The following is a 19571-nucleotide window of genomic DNA, read 5'->3' on the forward strand; positions in this document are numbered from 1 at the left end:
AACAAGCGATGAGTAAAATTGTGCGCGTGCAAGGACGCGAAATTCTGGATTCGCGAGGCAATCCGACGGTAGAAGTAGATGTGGAACTGTCGAGGCCATACAGGACGAATGATGGTGCCTTCCGGCGCATCGACCGGAAAGTTCGAGGCATAGGGAGCTTCGCGACGGAGATATGAACCGTTACCGGGGCAAAGGGGTAAGCAAGGCGGTGGCGCATGTGAATACGGCGATTGCCGACGCGATCGTCGGGCAAGATGCGTTCGATCAGGAGGGCATTGACCGTCTGATGATCTCTCTGGACGGAACGGATAACAAATCGCGATTGGGCGCGAACGCCATTCTCAGCGCATCGTTCGCGGTCGCTCACGCAGCTGCGCAGCTCGAAGGAAGCCCGCTCTAGCGCTATTTGGCCGATCGTTATTTGCCTGCCGGAACGGCGCTGCAAGTGCCGTTGCCGATGGTGAACATCATTAGCGGCGGACTTCATGCGGGCAAGAAGCTCGACGTGCAAGATTTCCTGGCGGTGCCGGTCGGCGCGGATACGTACCCGCGCGCGCTGGAGATGTTGTCGGCGGTGTATTGGAAAACGCAAGAAATTATCAATGAGCGCGGTTATGTCGGATGGCTGCTCGCGGACGAAGGCGGATTCGGTCCTTCTCTGCAATCCAACGAGGAAGCGCTCGAACTGCTCGTAGCCGCTATTGAACGCGCAGGACTGCGCCCGGGCGAAGATATGGCGATCGCGCTCGATATCGCATCGAGTCATTTCTACGATCCGGACAAAGACACGTACGAGTTGCAATCCGAAGGGAGAACGCTGCTGGCCGGCGAGATGATCGACGTGCTCGATCGTTGGTGCGAACGGTATCCGATCGTGTCCATCGAAGACGGCTTGGCCGAAGATGACTGGAAAGGCTGGCAGCAGCTGACGCGGCGACTCGGCGGCAAAGTGCAGTTGGTAGGCGACGATCTGTTCACGACGAACCCGGAGCGTATTCGTAAGGGTATCGCCGGGAACGCCGCTAATTCGGTGCTCGTCAAGATGAACCAGATCGGCACGCTGACCGAGATGGTCGAAGCGGATGTGCTGGTCTAAAATCGAGATAAGCTTAGGAGGAATCAGGGATGGATTTTCAAGGAAAAGTGGCTATCGTTACGGGCGGCGCCAAAGGGATCGGCCTCGGAGCGGCGCGCAGATTCGCGCAAGGAGGCGCTTCGGTCGTCATCGTATCGAGAGGCGGCGCGGCAGACGCGGCGGAGCTTCTTCGGGACGAAACGGGCAACAAAAATGTGATTGGGGTAGCGGCTGACGTATCGAAAAGCGATCAGGCGCGGGAAATGGTAAGGCAAGCGGTTGAAGCTTTCGGAGCGATCGATATACTGGTCAACAGCGCAGGTGTGCAGCGTTATGGCACCGTTGTCGATACGGAAGAAGACGTGTGGGACGAAGTGATGGACATCAACGTCAAAGGAATGTATCTGACCTCGAAAAATGCCATTCCGGAAATGCGCAAGCGCGGAGGCGGCGCTATTGTGAACGTCTCGTCCGTGCAAGCTTATATTGCTTTAGCAGGCTCGGCTGCTTACGTCACGTCGAAAGGCGCGATCAATTCGCTCACTCGGGCGATGGCACTCGACCACGCACCGGAAGGCATCCGCGTCAACAGCATCTGCCCGGGCTCGATCGATACGCCGATGCTGCGCTGGGCTGCCGATCTGTTCAAGGAGGGCGATCAAACGCAAGAAGACGTGATCGACTCTTGGGGACGGATGCATCCGATCGGGCGCGTCGGCACGATGGAGGAATGCGGCGAACTGATCGCTTTCCTGTGCTCGGACAAAGCAGGGTTCATCACGGGCGGAGACTATAAAATCGATGGCGGACTGCTGACAGCGGCTGCCGTTGTGCTGCCAAAATAGAGGAGAGCGAATAATGAAAATTATCGATATTAGAGCGACTACCATCACCGTGCCCCTGGAGGCGACTTTGCGACATGCGGCCGGCGCGCACTGGGGACGTTTTGTACGTACGATCATTGAGATTGAGACAGACGAAGGCATTATCGGCTTCGGAGAAATGGGCGGCGGCGGAGAGAGTGCGGAGCTGGCGTTCGCCGGGCTTAAGAGCTATTTGATCGGTCACGATCCATTTTTACTGGAAGAGCTGCGTTTTAAGATCTGTAATCCGACGGCAAGCCTGTACAACAATCGATCGCAGCTTTTTGCGGCTATCGAGTTTGCATGTCTGGACATTATCGGACAGAAGCTGGGCGTGCCTGTTCATCAGCTTCTGGGCGGCAAAATACGGGATAAAGTGGAGTTCGCCAGCTATTTGTTTTTCCGTTCGCCGAACGAGCCGGGCGGACCAGGAGAAGTCAGAACGCCGGAGCAGCTCGTTCAGCATTGTGCAGAGTTGAAGCGCGAACACGGTTTTACGGTGCACAAGCTGAAAGGCGGCGTATTCCATCCGGATTATGAGTTGGAATGCTACAAGGCGTTGGCGGCGGCATTTCCGAGCGACAAGCTGCGGTACGATCCGAACGCTGCGCTGAACGTGGAGGAATCGATCCGTTTCGGGCAGGCCATCGAGCACTTGAACAACGATTATTTCGAAGATCCGACTTGGGGATTAAACGGTATGCGCAGAGTGCGTTCAATGGTTCGCATTCCGACTGCTACCAACACGGTTGTCGTGAACTTCGAACAGCTTGCGGCCAATATTCTTGATCTGGCTGTAGATGTGATTCTACTGGATACGACGTTCTGGGGCGGGATCCGAGCGTGTATTAAGGCAGCTGGCGTATGTGAAACGTTCCAGCTCGGTGTCGCCGTCCACTCTTCGGGCGAGCTCGGCATCCAGCTAGCAACGATGCTTCATATGGGAGCGGTCGTTCCGAACTTGTCACATGCGGCGGATGCGCATTATCATCAACTTACCGACGATATTCTGGTTGGCGGTAAAATGAAATACGTGAACGGCGCCATTCAAGTACCGGACGGCCCAGGCCTTGGCATCAAAGTCGACCGCGATAAAGTTCGTCAATACGCGGAATTATACCGCGAGCTTGGCGGCTACGCGTACGATAAAGACCCATCGCGGCCGGGATGGTATCCGATTGTGCCGAACGAGCGTTGGGCTGACCCGACGCAAGTCGGGTAGTTTGCGAGGAAATTTTTCTAAGGGGGAAGACCATGTCTCGATACCGGCCACAGCGGAATTACGGCTGCAGAATTCACGATCAGGTCAGCTATAAGGGTTTAAAGACGGTTGTGCTGGAAAATGATCTCGTGCGAATATCCGTATTGGTAGACAAAGGTACGGAAATTTTCGAGTACTTGTACAAGCCGAAAGACCTCGACTTCATGTGGCTGACCGAGAACGGCGTGCAAAATCCGAACGAATATTTGCCGACGTCTCCCGATCCAGTCGCAACGTTCGTCGATTACTATTCCGGCGGCTGGCAAGAGGTGTTCCCGAACGGTGGACCGACGAGCGCTTATCTAGGAGCCCAGTATGGACAACACGGCGAAGTCACCCATATGCCTTGGGATTACGAAATCGTCCGGGATACGGAGCAGCTTGTTTCCGTACGATTCAGCGTCAGAACGAAGAAGATGCCTTTCCAACTGACCAAAATGCTGACGCTGGAGAAAGGCTCCACATCGCTCCTGATCGAAGAGCAACTGGACAACTTGAGCGAAATCCCGCTGCGGTACATGTGGGGGCAGCACATTGCGTTCGGCAAGCCGTTTCTGGAGCCGGGGTGCCGCATCACCGTGCCGGATAACGTGAAAATAGTAACGGAATCCCCTGAGTCCCCCGTCTCACTGCCAGGGAGAGCGAAACGTGGCGTCACTTACGATTGGCCGTTCGGCGAATCGGCAACGGGGGAAAAGGTTGACTTTTCCGTGCTCCCGGACAAGGGAACGCAGTCGGAGATGATGTATGTGACCGGCTTCGGCGACCAAGCCTGGTACAAAGTCGAAAATGGCTCTCTCGGCATGGGCGTGCAGGTGGAGTGGGATGGAGCGGAGATGCCGTATTTGTGGTACTGGCAAGAATACGGGGCAACCGAAAGTTATCCGTGGTATGGCCGGCATTACAATATCGGGCTGGAGCTGTTCGCGGGTTATCCTACACGTGGATTGGAAGAGGCGGTTCGTAATAACAGTGCAGGGGCGATAGGGGCTAGGGAGCGTAAGGTCTTCCGCATACGGACGTCGCCATATGAGTTGAAATAAACACCTGTGATCGTGTCGAGCATGGTGAAATATGAATTTGAGTGATAGTAAAAATCTCAAGAAGTCACTTATGGGAGGCTTGAAATTATGGCGGTTACAATGGGTGGCGGCACACATGTCTATGAAGTCGCAATTGGCTGGGCCAAGCTACCGGATAATGTTCATCTAGGCTACACGCACGGCATCGTTACGGATGCCAAGGACAACGTCTACGTGTTTCATACGAACGCTCCTTCGATCGTGAAGTTCGACAAGAACGGCAACTATCTCTCTTCCTGGGGAGAGCAGTTCGAAGGCGGGGCGCACGGTTTTCTGTTGCATGCGGAAGGCGAGACGGAATATTTATACGTCACAGACGTCAATCAAGGCTTGGTGGCGAAAATGACGCTCGACGGCGAAACGCTGTTAACGATTCGCACGCCTGATATGCCGGAAGTATACGACAAGGAGCGCAAGTTTATCCCGACGGACGTTGCAGTGGCGCCGAATGGCGACATTTATGTGGCGGATGGTTACGGACAAAGCTGGATTCACCAATACAATGCATCAGGCGAGCGCATTCGTTCTTGGGGCGGCAAAGGCACCGAAGCCGGCAAGCTGGACTGCCCGCACGGCATTTCGATCGATTCGAGACATAACGAACTGGAAATATACGTGGCAGATCGCTCCAATCATCGAATTCAAGTGTTTACGCTTGAAGGCGAGCATAAGCGCTTTATTGACGAGAACATGGATATGCCTTGCAGTTTCTATTATTGGAATGATGAAGTTTATTTCCCGGATCTTCATAGCCGAATTACGATTCTTGATCGCAACGACAACCTGATCACGCACTTGGGAGAAGACTTGCAAGCGAAAAGCCAGCAAGGCTGGCCGAACGTTCAACTGGACTACTTCCGCGACAATCGGTTCAGTTCGCCGCACGGCGTATGTGTGGATTCCGAAGGTAACGTACTGGTTGCCGAGTGGACCCAGTTCGGTCGCATCACGAAGTTAAATCGTATTCGCTAACGTTATCACGGCAGGGGATGTCTCATCCGTCATTAATATGATGAGGGACATCCCTTCGTTTTATGGCTAAAACGTACTTGCTTTACTCGTATCCGAACACCAACGGGCAGTCCGGTAATAGCGGATCAGGACATCGTAACCTTTGAGCTTACCGAGTTCAAAGGTTATTTGTATGAGATGCTGAAAAGTGGCACAATATAAAGATAAATGCAAAGTGTTTAAAGAAGTAGGTCTCTGCTAAAGGATGGTCGAAATCAATGAGATTTAAAAAATGGTTGAATTATAAGAATATGCTGATCCGCAAAAAAATTATCATCGTTATTATTCCATTGATTATACTGCCTTTATTGGTCGTGATCTATACGTCAAACTATGTGTTAACCAAAATGGCTACTCAAAGAGCTAAAGAAAATATTGCAAGTGAATCAAGACTTATCGTGAATAGAATTCAAAATATTTTTAATAATGGCGAATTATGCTCGCGTATGTTTACCCAGCAAATTAATATTGCCTTTAAAGAACAGGAAATTGATTTTGACAATCCCATATCAATGATGGCGCTGAATAATCAGATTATTAGTATCATTGATTTCAACTTGCGAGCATTCAAGGATATCGAATCCATCTCATTTATCGATACTCATTCCAACCTATACGTTTCTGACCAAAAATTAAAGAATAATGCAGTAGAAGCGTTACAAAGTCCAATGGTAAAGGAATTAAAAGTTTTAGGTGTTCCGGAAAGTAAATGGTTCCCCATTCAGTTTCGCAGTTATTTAGTAACAAATCCAAACGCTTCGGTGTTGACCATTGGAAAAAGGATCGTCAATATTAATACGCAAGATACATTAGGAATACTGATTATGAATATAAAGGAAGCAATGATATCGAGTTTTTTTCCAGGAGAAGGAGAATCGGAACTACAGGGGTATTCGGTTGTGAATACTAAAGGGACAATTATTTCATCACAAAATAAAGCGATTTTGTTTAAAGGGATTTCCGATCCTAAGTTGCTTGCACATATTCATAGTTCCACAGATGAGCAAAGTATATTCATAAATTCTAACTTAGTTACATTAAAAAAAATCAACGAGATGGACTGGACATTGTTGCACGAAATCTCACTAAAGGAATTAGCAAAAGGGAGATATGAGAATTCCTTGCTTATCCTTGTTGTGGGCGTTGTCTGTACAGTAATCGCCATTATAGGATCACTCTTGATTTCCAAGCAGATAGCCCACCCCATTATCAAATTGACTAAAGTTGTCAAACACATTCGAGAAGGAAATCTGAATATGACCAGCGATATTCGATCAAGTGATGAGATTGGTATATTATCAAGTGTTTTTAATGAAATGATACTAAAAGTTAAAGAGCTTCTGGATAAGGTTAAAAAGGAGCAGAGACAAAAGAGGGAATACGAACTGGCATTAATTCAATCGCAAATCAAGCCGCATTTTTTTTACAATACACTTGACCTCATTTTTGTGCAATGTGAGATGGGACAAGCCAAAGAAGCAGCTAATACGACCAAGGCTCTAGCCGATTTTTATAAAGTTTCGCTTAGTAAAGGAAAAGAAATGATAACCATTAGAGAAGAATTGAAAAATGCTGTGGACTACCTGTATATTCAACAAATGCTGTATTCCGATATTATTGATTTCAAAATAGATGTAACTGAGGAGATCATGCATTATTGTATTATGAAATTGACTATTCAACCTTTAGTCGAAAATTCGATTTATCACGGATTGAAGCCTAGGATGAGCCGAGGGGTGATTCTGATTAGGGGCTATCTAGAAGTTAATAAGATTATCATTGAGATTTCAGATAATGGTGTTGGCATTTCAGAAGAAAAGTTGCAACAGCTAATGAAGGGCAAGGAAGCAACAGATTCTTCGACTTCATTCGGCTTGATGAGTGTAAACGAAAGATTGAAGCTCCAGTTTGGAGACGAGTTTGGGATCAATATAGAAAGTGAAGTCGGGATAGGAACGAGAATAAAGATATCTCTTCCTCGAACAGATGAGGTAATATATGATATTTAAAGTTTTGATCGCCGATGATGTGCCTAAGTTCAGGGAATATATGCGTAATGTAATTAATTGGAACGAATTTGGGTTTGATCTTGTAGGGGAGGCAAGAAACGGAATTGAAGCGCTTGATCTAACAGACCTTTATCGGCCTCATATTGCTCTACTGGATATTAAAATGCCGCTTATGGATGGACTTGATCTGGTAGAGAAGTTAAAAGAGCGCTATCCCGACATTTGTATTGCCTTAATTACAGGCAATGGTGAATTCGAATATGCCAGGAAAGCATTGAAGCTCGGGGTTGAAGATTATATTCTTAAACCCTTTAACCAAGACGAACTGCTTCACACCTTGCTCATGTTTAAACAAAAACTGCAGAAAATGCGCTATGAAGAAGAACAGGAAAAGAATGATGAATTCTACTTGAAGGAGAGATTTCTGAATACACTCGTTGAAGCAGATGATAATGTCTTATTAGATGATGGAACAACCATGTTTCAGCGTTATGGGATTGATTTTCACTCCCCTTTTTTTATCGTAGCCTCTATTGAAATTGATAATTTGCCTACCCTCTGGAAAAAAACAGCTGAAATCGCCTTATGGAAATTTGCTATTTCAAATGTGTTGGAGGAAATCGTACCTTGCAATGGAACTCATTTGGTTTTTAAAGGACCGGAGGGGAGAATCATTTCGATCATAAATTTCATCAATGAAGCAGAAATGAATACCTTCCGCTCCGAGTATTATCGATCATTCTGTGAATATGTAAAAAAATATTTCAGATTTTCTGTTACAGTTGGACTGGGAAGAATTGTGAATCACCTTTCTGAGATAAGAGTTTCTTATCTGGAGTCTCTATTTGCTTTACAGCATAAGCTAATTGAGGGCCCAGGAGGGGTCATCGAATTTAGTCTGCAATCTGACAACACCAGCAATCCGGGTTTTTACGAAATGAAGCTGAATGAACAAATTCTTATGGCACTTCGGAGAAACGATGTCGATGAAATACGACGAGGACTCCTAACGGTGAGGGAGTATATCAAAGATAATAAACTAACGGTTGATCTCACGTTTGCTATCATTATGGTCTTGATTTCCATTTGTTTATCATATATTACGGAAATGGGTGGGAGTACGGATGCGATCATAGGCAGACAATTTGACCCGTATCATGAAGTAAAGAAGTTTGAATCACTGGAAAAGTCATTTGCTTGGTTGTTGGAGTTGTTTGAAAAAACAGCAGTAATGTTCAGTGTTCAGAAAAGGTCTCGAGGGCAGAAAATAGTCGACAATATTAGAGATTATATTGACGCGCATTATATGGATGCTGAATTAAGCGTGGATAATATCTCCAAACAGTTTTATCTGGATGCCAGTTATATCCGAAAAGCTTTTGTAAAAGAATTGGACAAGAGTGTTTCAGAATATATCATTTGGGTTCGTATGAAAGAGGCGAAGGAGCTTCTTGACATTAATCCGGCTATGAAGCTTTCCGAACTCACTGAAGCAGTAGGATATAATGATACTCGTTATTTTTGCAAGTGTTTTAAAAAACGATACGGTGTGCTGCCGAGTGAATATAAAAACCAACGAAAATAAAGAATACTAAGAAAAAGCCTTTCTGAGTTTCCTTCAGAAAGGCTTTTTGCCTGAAAAGTACTCATTTAACTCACTTTCCGCAGCGAATAAATGGAATTTATTATGATCAGACTTTAAAGGATTTCCGAACCTTATGGCGAAATCATTGTTATTGCCATAAAGATCGGAGTGGGAGATTTGAAAATCAAATCTATGACGTCCATTGCAGCAGGTCCAAGTCAGCTCACCGCCGCATGATGTGATGAAATCGGACTGGAACAAAAAATCAACCAATCCGTCAATTGGCACCCCTCCTATTGGAAAGTGACGCCTGGTACCCATATCAAAGCACTGCTTATCAATATCCTATGCTCGCGTTCGCCCTTGTACCGTGTTGAAGAATGCTATGAGCAGCTAGATGTCGAGAGATTGTTTGGTGCGGGTCGGAAGGCAAGCGACTTCAATGACGATGCTTTAGCTCGTACGCTGGATGTCCTCTATGATGCAGAAGGCTGGAAAGTATACTCCAGTTTGGCCTTGGTGAATATTTCGGTGCGGCAGAGCCGCTCGGTTAATCTATCAGAGCCACTGTGTTAACGAAATAGAGCCACGATGTTAGTGGAAAGAGCCACCTCGATCGAGGTGGCTCCAGAAACGATTTACATCGGAAGCCCTTTTCTCTTGCGCATGGAATCCTCGCCGTCAATAAGCATGTGATAAGAATTATGGACGATGCGATCGAGAATGGCATCAGCCATTGTCTGTTCGTTGATTTTTTCGTGCCAGCCCTCCGGCGAAAATTGCGAGATGAAAATCGTCGAAGCGTTCTGATGACGCGCTTCAATGATCTCAAGCAAGTCACGAGATTCGGTTGCGGTAAGCGAGACGAGCAACCACTCGTCAATGATGAGCAAGCTGATTTTCTTGTACTGGGCGATCACTTTCTTGTATGTGCCCTCACCGCGAGCGACAGCAAGGTCGGTCAATAGCTCTGGCAGTCGGATGTACTTGGTGGCCAAGTAATGTCGACAGGCAGAGATGCCCAGTGCACAGCCGATGTATGTTTTCCCTGCGCCGGATGCACCCATGATAATGACATTGTGCTTCTTGTGAACGAAATTACCGGTTGATAATCGCAGGATTTGAGCTTGATCCATTCTTCGGTCTGCATGGTATTCGATATCTTCAACGCACGCATTCGGATAACGAAGGGTCGCCTTTCTGATGAGCTTGTGCATCTGCCAGACTCGTTTGTCCAGAAGTTCCCGAACGGATACATCCTCATCTGTTTCGGCACACACGCGCGATGCATTTATACCAGACTGGAATGCCGCTTTCCTACATTAAAGATTTTCTGGGACATGCCAGTGTAAATACGACTGATATCTACGCTTCCGCCGATACTTCTATGTTAAAAGCTGCTCTTGAGAAAACTTATGTAAACAATGATGTTCCGCAGGCTACTCCTGATTGGCAGGACAATGAAGAATTGCTACTCCATCTGTGCGGACTAAAGTAGAACGAGTGGAATGATTATCCCGCATTTTTTATCTATGAGTGCTGCCTTTTGTGATGAAAGGCAGCACTCAGCGTGACATTTGTCGAATAGTTCGGGATAACTAATTTTTCGGGATAATCCTTGGGTTTGCGAACACGTGCGGGGATGACGGCCGTACCGTAATGCTCCGCCATTTCTTGATACGTCTTGTTAATAACGGGGGAATACCAGGAGGATTTTTCAACGCCGGTTTTGAGATTGTCCGACACGAGAATTTTGGTAACGCCGCCGAAATGGGCAAATGCGTTGACATGCGCCGTAATCCAGCTCTCTTGATTCTGAGATAGGAATCCCTCTACGTAAGCGTACTGGCTGCAGGAAAGCGCTGCGACGAAAATGTAAACCGGCAGCAGCTCGCCCGTTTCGGCATCCACCATTGTCGCCGTCTGGCCGGCCCAGTCGACTTCCATTTGCTCACCGGGCTTGCGCTGGATATGCATGGTGGCTTTCGTGGTTGCGGCGTATTTCCGGTAGTAGTTGCAGAATTGCGTGTACTTCAGAGGGATTTCGCGGCTTAGCCGGCACATCTCGCAATACTCGCTCCAGAGCAGGCTGAGCGTGACGCCGCTTTTCGCCAGTTCCCGATGGATGTATTCCACATCCGGGATTTTCGTGAGGAGACCTGCGCTTTCTCGGGGAACAGCAGATACTGTAGATCTGCATCCGCTACATCCTCAGGTAGCGGCCATGTCAGTTCCTTCTCACTTGCACGATTCAACACCTCGGATACGGTATTTCGCGAGCATTGGCAACTTGATGCAATGCTTCGCTGACTAAGCCCCATGCTGCTCAGCCGTAAAATATCTCGATACTTGGTCATTCGGTGACCTCCCGCTGTAAATTTGCGTTCCTTCCGGATACGCATTCCTCCATTGTAACGGTGGCATTCAGCGGGGTGGCTCTCACGATTAACATAGTGGTGCTTTCGCATCCCGCTTTCAGAGGATCGTCGAATCTTTACTCCGATCGATCGCGCCAGCTACAAATGGGAAAAGGAAATACAACAAGCGTACAGCGGTGGAACGAGTCAACAGCAGACTCGACGTCTCGTTCGGCTTCGAACTGCACACCATACGAGGGATGGCCAAAATGAAAATGAGATGCGGGCTCGCGCTTTGCGTCATGCTGGCGATGGCGCTGGGTCGGATCAAGGAAAATCAGGTAGAGAAAATGCGCAGCCTCGTCGCCAGCGCCTAACGGAAATTACGGTATCCACAGGGGATAACCGAAGCGAAACGAAATCCACAGCGCTATCGCTGTGGATCAAGGGATTCGTGCGTCTCCTTACCCGGTTCCGGGAGTGACTCTTTCATTTGCGTTGTGGATAGCGGGTTCAAACGCCCATTTTTCACACTGTCTGGAACACTCGTCGACTAAGAAAAAAGCACATCGCAAATTGCTCAAATGAGATATCCATTGACAACAAAATTAAAGTCTATATAATTAAAGCAACAAGTTGTAACATGTTACAGAATATTAAATGTCGGGAGAATCAGGAATATGACTGTATTTTCCAAAAGCGAACACAATCTTTTAACGGAAAGGGTGTATAGCGAACTAAAAAATTCGATTCTAAGAAGATCGCTGGCTCCAGGTAAGAAACTGGATATTTTTAAATTAGCAGATCAATTTCAAGTTAGTCGAACCCCGATCAAAGAAGCATTTAACCGCTTACATCATGAGGGATTAATCGTGATCAAACCTCGTAAAGGCACATATGTTGCAGAAATTAACATGAAGGAAATTTTGGAGATTTTTGATGCCCGTATTCTATTTGAAACATGGGCGGCAAGAATAGGCGTTTTTGAGGCAAAAGAGAGGGACTTTCAAATTCTGAGAGAGCTATGCCGAAAAATGGATCATTGTTACCTGACAACACCCTTTGATTTTTCGAAGTTTAACGAACTGGATATCCAATTTCATCATCACATCGTTCAATTGGGTAAGAACCAACGCATTTTAGAACTATATAAAAGTCTCAATGCTCATCGAATTAGTGAACGCGCTTATTACGAGACCGCTTATGAAAAAGCAAAGTCTGGCCATTATCAACATCATGAAATTGTTGCAGCTTTCGAGAACAGAGATTTGGATCTTTTGCTTAACTTGCTAACAAACCACATCACTGCTGGTAAAGAAGGTATACTTCATCGTTTACATTAATCGTATGCCATATATATAAAAGGATGGAAGGTGTTAAGGATGCTTCAAGGGAAAATAGCATTAGTTACGGGTGCATCTGCTGGTATTGGAAGGGCTGTTGCTCTAAAGATGGCAAGTTACGGTGCAGTTATCGGGGTTGCAGATCGTGATGAAGCATTAGGATTGCAAACGGTGCAAGATATCATTAAACAGGGTGGTGAAGCGATCTTTGTCAAAGTAGACGGAAGAGTGCCTGAGCAAGTGCAATCAGCAGTCGCCAGCATTGCAGAGCATTTCGGAGGGCTGCATATATTAAGCAACAATATTGGCATTCAACGTTATGGCAATGTTGCTGGAACAGAGGTCGACGTTTGGGATGAAGTGATGGAAGTGAATGTACGAAGCACATTTTTGTTTTCTAAATATGCGGTAGCACATATGCAGAATAAAAGTGCCTCCATTATCAACACCTCATCTGTGCAAGCGTTTTCTTCACAACAAGGTGTCGCTGCATACGCTACATCCAAAGGAGCTATTGTATCCCTAACCAAATCAATGGCATTAGATCACGCTTCCGAAGGCATTCGGGTAAACTGTGTTTGCCCAGGCTCCGTTGACACGCCTATGCTTCGCTGGGCAGCTGAGAAATTTGCTCCTAGTGTGGAGGAAGCTTTGATCAATTGGGGAAACAAGCATCCCTTAGGCCGGGTGGCTAAAGCTGAAGAGGTTGCAGAGGTCATCGCCTTTCTAGCGAGTGAGAAAGCATCTTTTGTCACTGGAGCCATTATTCCGGTTGATGGCGGGTTATTGGTCAAATTAGGTGTAGATTAATTACAAAATAACATGTTACACATTAGACACCATAAAGGAGAGTTAAAAAATGAAAATCAACGAAAAGATATTTTCTGCCAAAATAATGCTTTCGGATACTATTCCACTTTACACTTATCTCGTCAAAGGAAATGATTTTTCTGTTTTAATCGATTCAGGCATTTCCGCCATGTTGAATGATATCGTTGACATGGTTGAAGAATCACAATCGACAGATATTCGCATCCTGTTCAACACGCATCCGCATGCAGATCATATTGGATGCAATAAGGGCTTAAAGGACAAGTATAACTTGCTTGTTGCCGCGCCAGCTGGCTCAGAACGCTGGATTGAAGATATGGAGTATCATTACGAGCAGTTTTGTTTGCCATTTCCGGAAATTCTGCCGCATTCCGAAGAAACAAAAGTGGACATTCTTGGATTGATGGATGGGGGCTCGAAAGTCGATCTCTCGGTCATTGAAGGATTGACGATTAAGTTGGACGCTGAGACACATCTCACAACTCTCACTTTCCCGGGACATATGCTTTACGAGATTGGTTTTATCGAACATAGCACGAACACGCTCATCCTGGGCGATGCTATTACTGGTTATGATTGGGGATTATTTCCTGGTCATTTAAGCCCAAGACAATATAGAGCTACGCTGAAGAAGCTGGCTGAGTTAAACCGCAAGTACAATTTCACCCAAGTGTTGACCGCTCATTTTGATCCTACCGATGCACAAGGATTGAACTATCTTTTGCATAAGGTGCATCATTTTATTGATGAAATTGATTCTACTATTCATGAAATATTAATAAACGCTGTTGAGCCACTTTCTCTGGAACCTATCTGGAAAGCAGTGTGTGAAAGAATGGGTAGAATATTCGAATTCCGTGGACTCGCTATGGTTCATGCTCATTTGACTGAAGCTGTTCAAGACGGAAGGATCCTTCAAGTAGACAACTTATATACGGCAAAATAAATTTCAGTGAGGCAAGGGGAGTTGAACGGGTATGAGCTATCGCCAACAACGAAATTACGGCTGCCGGATTCATGATCATGTAACCTATCATCAGATGAAAACGATTGTGCTTGAGAATGAACTTGTGCGCATTGGTATTCTGCTTGATAAAGGAACGGAAATTTTCGAATTCCTATATAAGCCCAATGATACGGATATTATGTGGCTTAGCGCCAACGGAGTACAGAATCCAAATGAATATTTACCCACTTCACCGGATGGGACCTCAGTCTTTCTGGATTATTATTCTGGTGGTTGGCAGGAGGTATTTCCTAACGGAGGACCTCCGTCAACTAGTCTTGGCGCTTCATTCGGGCAGCATGGCGAAGTGACGAACATGCCTTGGGAATATACGATTGTTGAAGATACACAGGATAAAGTAACGGTAGAATTCACTGTACGTACGAAGAAGACACCCTTCATCCTCAGAAAACGGTTGTCTTTAACATCAGGAAGATGTGCGCTCACAATAGAAGAAACGGTAGAAAATTTATCGGCTGTGGAAATTCCCGTCATGTGGGGTCAGCACATTGTGTTCGGGCATCCCTTTCTTAACAAAAACAGCTACATTGAAATAGCAGAGGCGGTAGATGTCATTCCGCACGATACACCAATCTGCTCAATAGGTCGTCGGGTGCAGGGAAATCGAACACATCGCTGGCCTTTAGCAAAGAGTGAAACAGGTGAGAGTGTTGACCTTTCCGTTCTTCCTGAACGGGGAACACCGAGTGAGATGCTTTACTTGCACAATTTTATGGCTGGGTTGTATAAAGTCGTTAGTCCTGATAAAGGGATAAGTGTGGCCGTACAATGGGATGTCTCAGTCTTCCCTTATTTGTGGTACTGGCAAGAGTTTGGAGCAACCACTTCATACCCTTGGTATGGAAGACATTATAATATCGGACTTGAGCCGTTCAGCAGTATGCCTACTACAGGTTTAGCGGATGCTGTCAAGAACAATACCGCGCTTAAGCTGGGACCGAATGAGACGAGGAGCCACCGTATGATGGTGGAAATCAACCCTATACATTAGATGATCAATGATTTCATAAATCATATTTTAATTACGGAAGGTGTTTGTTATGAATCGAGATCATACTTTTTTTGACGAGTTGAAGCAGAAATTGAATTCATCCGTTATTTCGGATATTTTAGACGATTTAGGGTATCGGAATCAGACTCTGAATGAGTCCGTTCGTCCGTTGCAGCACGATATGGTTGTTGTAGGTCGTGCGTATCCTGTGCTTGCTGTTGATGTATATGAAACACCTGAGCAACCTTACGACGGATTAATAGAATCTCTTGATGCTATCCGATCGGGAGACATCTATGTCATAAGCCTGATTTCCCACAGAGCTGCAGTTTGGGGAGAACTCGTATCCAATGCTGCCATTGCCCGTGGAGGGAGAGGTGCGATCATTGAAGGATGCATTCGAGATACAACAAACATAAAAGCGCTTGGATTTCCTGTATTTTCTACAGGTTACCTCCCACGTGACAGCAAGGGAAGAAACATTATTTTACAGCATCGGGTACCGATTGAATGCGCGGGTGTATTGATTCAGCCGGATGATCTCATTTTCGGCGACTTTGATGGTATTGTGGTTGTTCCTCACGCTTTAGAGGAAGAAGTGATTTCAAAGGCTTTAACGAAAATAGCGAGCGAGAATAAAGTAAGAGATGCGATACGAGGCGGTATGTCAGTCAGAGAGGCTTTTGATAAATACCGTGTGCTTTAATTTGAATATTTAATAGATTATGCAAAGAGAGGAAACGTCTTTATGAAATTAGGATTAGGGTTATACCGTCACATGCTGACTAGAGATAATTTCCGTTTTTCCAAGCAAGCAGGCTGTACGCATATTATTGCCCATCTTGTTGATTATTTTCCGAAGATGTCTAATGAAGGGATTCCAGCGACGGATGAGAAAAGCAATTGGGGCATAACTGCAGGAAACCTGGAAGATTGGTCTTATGAAAGCTTAATCCAATTGAAGGCTGAGATTAACGAGGAAGGCTTGGAATTATATGCTATCGAGAATTTTGATCCTGCACATTGGCACGATGTGTTGTTGAATGGTCCGCGGAGAGATGAACAGATCGAATTGTTAAAATCGTTTGTTCGCAATGTCGGAAGAGCAGGCATCCCGGTGATTGGTTACAATTTCAGTCTAGCTGGGGTTTGGGGACATACGCGTGATGAATATGCCAGAGGAAGAGCGATTTCCGTTGGACTTACCCCAAGTAAGTCTATGGATCAGACACCCATTCCACTTGGACAAGTATGGAATATGACTTATGATGTCAATGCTCCTAAAGGCAATATGCCAGAAGTCACGCAAGAAGAAATGTGGGATCGCCTTGCCTACTTTTTACAAGAACTGATCCCTGTGGCAGAAGAGTCAGGGGTGCGCTTGGCTGCCCATCCGGATGATCCTCCGATGCCTTTCCTGCGTGGGACGCCTCGGCTTATCCATCAACCGCATTTATACCAAAAGCTGCTTGATCTCGTGCCAAGTCATGCGAATTCGTTAGAGTTCTGCATGGGAACCATCCAGGAAATGACGCAAGGCAGTCTATTCGATGCGATTGCAGATTATGCTGGACAAGGCAAAATCAGTTATGTACATTTTAGAAATGTCAGTGGAAAAGTGCCTGAATACAAGGAAGTTTTTGTAGATGAGGGTGACATTGATATGATCAAGGCCCTTCGGATCTATAAGCAACATCATTTCGAAGGTGTGTTCATTCCGGATCATACCCCGCAAATGATATGCAATGCTCCATGGCATGCCGGCATGGCTTATGCACTTGGTTACATGAAGGCAGCATTGTCCATTGTGAATCATGAATGATGTTAGTGGCGCAAAAACAGTCGAATGTGATCTGAAATCCGGAAGCGTATCGATCCATCATCCGAATATTATCGCCGTTGTGGATTAACGATTCGTTATATTCCGACGAGCACGAAAGTACTGCAGGAAAAACGCAAAATTTTCCTTTTGCGCGGCAACAAAGGCGAAGTTCAAAACCAATATGCGGAACTTCCGAGCTTTAATACAATAGAGCATATGCATTTCCATGGCAGCGAAAATTTCGGGAAGTAAGCATACGGAGGGATTTGAAGCATGGGAGTAAAAATGGGCAGCGGCACGCATGTCTATGAAGTCGCAGTTGGCTGGGCGAAGCTGCCGGACAACGTTCGACTAGGTTACACGCACGGTATCGTTACGGATTCCAAAGACAACGTCTACGTGTTTCATACTAACGCTCCTCCTTCGCGCCGAGTGATTTAGGTCAAACCCTTGTTTTAAAAGGGGGAAAAACCCGGAGTTGACAGTTTCGTTCATAGCAGAGTTTATATTCACGCGCACTATATCTCCAAACAGTTTTATCTGGATGCCAGTTATATCCGAAAAGCTTTTGTAAAAGAATTGGACAAGAGTGTTTCAGAATATATCATTTGGGTTCGCATGAAAGAGGCGAAGGAACTTCTTGACATTAATCCTGCTATGAAGCTTTCCGAACTCACTGAAGCAGTAGGATATAATGATACTCGTTATTTTTGCAAATGTTTTAAAAAACGATACGGTGTGCTGCCGAGTGAATATAAAAACCAACGAAAATAAAGAATACTAAGAAAAAGCCTTTCTGAGTTTCCTTCAGAAAGGCTTTTTGCCTGAAAAGTACTCATTTAACGCCTGATTTATCCCTTCCTTGTCGAATGTGAAGTTTTATAATAAAGAAAGCAAAGTGTTCAACCCACTTTGTAAACAAATTAGGAGGGGTAAATAAATGAGAAAAGAATTTGTGAAAGCGATTTCGATTTGTTTGGCATTAACTATGATTCTGGTTCTGGCAGCTTGTGGAAAGTCTTCAACACCCACTGCATCTACCAATCCAAGCAGCAGTACCCCGCAAGCTACTGAGGAAGCTACAACAGCAACACCGATTGCGCAAGAACCCGTTACTTTGAAATTGTATGCCCAATATTCAGTTGATGACGAAAAAGGATCTTTGGACTATGCGATTGAAGCCCTGAAAAAAGAGCTGCCGAATGTGACGCTGGACATAGAACCTTTTGTATCTAGTGATGTTCTTAAAGTTAGAGCTTCAACGGGAGATCTTCCAGATATTATGGCTGCAGACCCAGGACTGGTATCTGTTTTCTCTAAAAACAATGAAATATTAAATTTAAAAGATTACGCGGACGTGAAAAGTGCTTTCTTAGATAAGCTTGCACCTGGTGTTATTCCAAATATAGAAGATAAAGACGGAAATTTATACGCTCTCTCAACTGGTGGTAATTTATGGCATTTATGGTTTTATAATAAAGAAATTTTCGCTCAAAATGGCGTTAAAGTACCAACAAACAATGACGAACTGACAGCAGCAGTGAAAGCATTTACGGCAAAAAATATTGTTCCGATCGCTATGTATGGACAAGCGGCTTGGTCTATTGGCTCGTATATGGATTCCTTTGTTTTAAGAACAAATCCGGGTGGACTCATTGAACTGGCAACGGGCAAGTCAAAGGCTTCCGATCCTCAAAACAAGGACGCGATCACAAGAGCAGCAGAATTAATTAAATTAGGTGCCTTTCAAAAAGGATCAACCAGTACAACCTATGATCAAGCGAGGGAGCTCTTTCATAGTGGTAAAGCGGCAATGCTTATCGTCGGTGATTGGGAAATTCCAGACGGCGTAAAAGCACTTGGTGATAAACTTGATTTCATGCCTTATTATCCTACAGCACTTGCAGGAAAAGAAGAAGAAAACAAAAATCAATTGGTAGCTTTTGGTGGCGGCGGGGGTTATGCCGTATCTGCAAAAACGAAAAATAAGGATTTGGCTGTTAAGGTGGCTGCAATGCTTGCTTATTATCAAGGAGAAGGCAGATATGTTAGACAAGGCCATACAGACGTGAATATTAATACGGATGGATTGAAAACCGAAAAGCCACTTGATCCTGTAACAGAAAAATTAATTAAATTAAAAAGAGATTATATTTATCATGCACATACGGTATTTGCGGATCCGAAATTTGCAACACCGTTTGGCGAACAATTGCAAAGTCTTGTTGCGGGAGAGCCACTAACTGACTTTTTTGCTAAAGTTGATAAATTAAGCCCAGCCCAATAATACTGTTTTCGGCAAGAAACGAAGCAT

Annotated in this window: 23 protein-coding genes; 21 read left to right on the forward strand and 2 right to left on the reverse strand. The window is 45.5% G+C overall.

Features of this window, described 5'->3' with window-relative positions; genetic code table 11:
- Window positions 1-8 precede the first annotated feature (8 nt).
- The 10 genes from K7P76_RS17005 to K7P76_RS33685 all read left to right on the forward strand — a co-directional run bounded on the left by K7P76_RS17005 (window position 9) and on the right by K7P76_RS33685 (window position 9462).
- A complete protein-coding gene (locus K7P76_RS17005; RefSeq protein ID WP_232186496.1) occupies window positions 9-176 on the forward strand; it encodes a hypothetical protein in 168 nt (55 codons plus the stop codon).
- On the forward strand, window positions 173-400 hold the full coding sequence (locus tag K7P76_RS17010; RefSeq protein ID WP_232186497.1) for a hypothetical protein: 228 nt from the start codon (window positions 173-175) through the stop codon (window positions 398-400). Before K7P76_RS17005 ends, K7P76_RS17010 begins: the two co-directional genes overlap by 4 nt.
- A 21-nt stretch (window positions 401-421) precedes the next feature.
- Window positions 422-1096, forward strand: a complete 675-nt coding sequence (locus K7P76_RS17015; RefSeq protein ID WP_232186498.1) for a phosphopyruvate hydratase family protein — start codon at window positions 422-424, stop codon at window positions 1094-1096.
- Window positions 1097-1125: 29 nt separating this feature from the next.
- Complete coding sequence (locus tag K7P76_RS17020) at window positions 1126-1920, forward strand: SDR family NAD(P)-dependent oxidoreductase (protein WP_232186499.1); 795 nt, start codon at window positions 1126-1128, stop codon at window positions 1918-1920.
- A 13-nt stretch (window positions 1921-1933) separates the two neighbouring features.
- Window positions 1934-3160 carry an enolase C-terminal domain-like protein gene (locus K7P76_RS17025; protein ID WP_232186500.1) on the forward strand — a complete coding sequence of 409 codons (1227 nt, stop codon included), beginning with the start codon at window positions 1934-1936 and terminating at the stop codon, window positions 3158-3160.
- A gap of 32 nt (window positions 3161-3192) precedes the next feature.
- Window positions 3193-4242 carry a DUF4432 family protein gene (locus tag K7P76_RS17030; RefSeq protein WP_232186501.1) on the forward strand — a complete coding sequence of 350 codons (1050 nt, stop codon included), beginning with the start codon at window positions 3193-3195 and terminating at the stop codon, window positions 4240-4242.
- An 87-nt stretch (window positions 4243-4329) separates the two neighbouring features.
- Window positions 4330-5253: an NHL repeat-containing protein gene (locus tag K7P76_RS17035; RefSeq protein ID WP_232186502.1), complete on the forward strand. Its 924-nt coding sequence runs from the start codon at window positions 4330-4332 to the stop codon at window positions 5251-5253.
- A 257-nt stretch (window positions 5254-5510) separates the two neighbouring features.
- Window positions 5511-7301 (forward strand): cache domain-containing sensor histidine kinase, encoded by a 1791-nt coding sequence (locus tag K7P76_RS17040; protein WP_232186503.1) that lies wholly within the window; start codon window positions 5511-5513, stop codon window positions 7299-7301.
- Entirely contained in the window at window positions 7291-8886 is a 1596-nt protein-coding gene (locus K7P76_RS17045; protein ID WP_232186504.1) for a response regulator, read from the forward strand. The genes K7P76_RS17040 and K7P76_RS17045 overlap by 11 nt, the downstream gene beginning before the upstream one ends.
- A 246-nt stretch (window positions 8887-9132) precedes the next feature.
- The gene (locus K7P76_RS33685; protein WP_373692424.1) at window positions 9133-9462 is read left to right on the forward strand and encodes a DUF4277 domain-containing protein; all 330 of its coding nucleotides are present in this window, start codon (window positions 9133-9135) and stop codon (window positions 9460-9462) included.
- A gap of 62 nt (window positions 9463-9524) precedes the next feature.
- On the opposite strand, the gene K7P76_RS17050 is transcribed toward K7P76_RS33685, so the two are convergent.
- The gene (locus K7P76_RS17050) at window positions 9525-10103 is read right to left on the reverse strand and encodes an ATP-binding protein (protein WP_232186505.1); all 579 of its coding nucleotides are present in this window, start codon (window positions 10101-10103) and stop codon (window positions 9525-9527) included.
- Window positions 10104-10138: 35 nt separating this feature from the next.
- Between K7P76_RS17050 and K7P76_RS17055 the strand changes: the two genes are divergently transcribed.
- Window positions 10139-10384, forward strand: coding sequence for a tyrosine-type recombinase/integrase (locus tag K7P76_RS17055; RefSeq protein ID WP_309244773.1), 246 nt, complete (start codon window positions 10139-10141; stop codon window positions 10382-10384).
- 32 nt (window positions 10385-10416) lie between these two features.
- On the opposite strand, the gene istA is transcribed toward K7P76_RS17055, so the two are convergent.
- Window positions 10417-11022: an IS21 family transposase gene (gene istA, locus K7P76_RS17060; RefSeq protein WP_232186506.1), complete on the reverse strand. Its 606-nt coding sequence runs from the start codon at window positions 11020-11022 to the stop codon at window positions 10417-10419.
- 418 nt (window positions 11023-11440) lie between these two features.
- On the opposite strand from istA, the gene K7P76_RS33480 reads away from it, so the two are divergent.
- From K7P76_RS33480 to K7P76_RS17105, 10 genes are all read left to right on the forward strand, one after another.
- Window positions 11441-11620, forward strand: a complete 180-nt coding sequence (locus tag K7P76_RS33480; protein WP_232186507.1) for a hypothetical protein — start codon at window positions 11441-11443, stop codon at window positions 11618-11620.
- Window positions 11621-11923: 303 nt separating this feature from the next.
- Window positions 11924-12586 (forward strand): GntR family transcriptional regulator, encoded by a 663-nt coding sequence (locus tag K7P76_RS17070; RefSeq protein ID WP_232186508.1) that lies wholly within the window; start codon window positions 11924-11926, stop codon window positions 12584-12586.
- Window positions 12587-12625: 39 nt separating this feature from the next.
- On the forward strand, window positions 12626-13396 hold the full coding sequence (locus K7P76_RS17075; RefSeq protein ID WP_232186509.1) for an SDR family NAD(P)-dependent oxidoreductase: 771 nt from the start codon (window positions 12626-12628) through the stop codon (window positions 13394-13396).
- Window positions 13397-13445: 49 nt separating this feature from the next.
- Window positions 13446-14363, forward strand: a complete 918-nt coding sequence (locus K7P76_RS17080) for an MBL fold metallo-hydrolase (protein WP_232186510.1) — start codon at window positions 13446-13448, stop codon at window positions 14361-14363.
- A 31-nt stretch (window positions 14364-14394) separates the two neighbouring features.
- Window positions 14395-15435 (forward strand): DUF4432 family protein, encoded by a 1041-nt coding sequence (locus tag K7P76_RS17085; protein WP_232186511.1) that lies wholly within the window; start codon window positions 14395-14397, stop codon window positions 15433-15435.
- A gap of 49 nt (window positions 15436-15484) precedes the next feature.
- A complete protein-coding gene (locus tag K7P76_RS17090; protein ID WP_232186512.1) occupies window positions 15485-16141 on the forward strand; it encodes an RraA family protein in 657 nt (218 codons plus the stop codon).
- A gap of 42 nt (window positions 16142-16183) precedes the next feature.
- The gene (locus K7P76_RS17095; protein WP_232186513.1) at window positions 16184-17257 is read left to right on the forward strand and encodes a mannonate dehydratase; all 1074 of its coding nucleotides are present in this window, start codon (window positions 16184-16186) and stop codon (window positions 17255-17257) included.
- Between the two features lie 273 nt (window positions 17258-17530).
- A complete protein-coding gene (locus K7P76_RS17100; RefSeq protein WP_232186514.1) occupies window positions 17531-17698 on the forward strand; it encodes a hypothetical protein in 168 nt (55 codons plus the stop codon).
- An 81-nt stretch (window positions 17699-17779) separates the two neighbouring features.
- A complete protein-coding gene (locus K7P76_RS33690; RefSeq protein WP_373692425.1) occupies window positions 17780-18031 on the forward strand; it encodes a helix-turn-helix domain-containing protein in 252 nt (83 codons plus the stop codon).
- Between the two features lie 166 nt (window positions 18032-18197).
- Window positions 18198-19544 carry an ABC transporter substrate-binding protein gene (locus tag K7P76_RS17105; protein ID WP_232186515.1) on the forward strand — a complete coding sequence of 449 codons (1347 nt, stop codon included), beginning with the start codon at window positions 18198-18200 and terminating at the stop codon, window positions 19542-19544.
- Window positions 19545-19571: the final 27 nt, after the last annotated feature.

This window comes from Cohnella silvisoli (genome assembly GCF_021190915.1).
In the GTDB taxonomy this organism is placed as follows: Bacteria; Bacillota; Bacilli; order Paenibacillales; family Paenibacillaceae; genus Cohnella; species Cohnella silvisoli.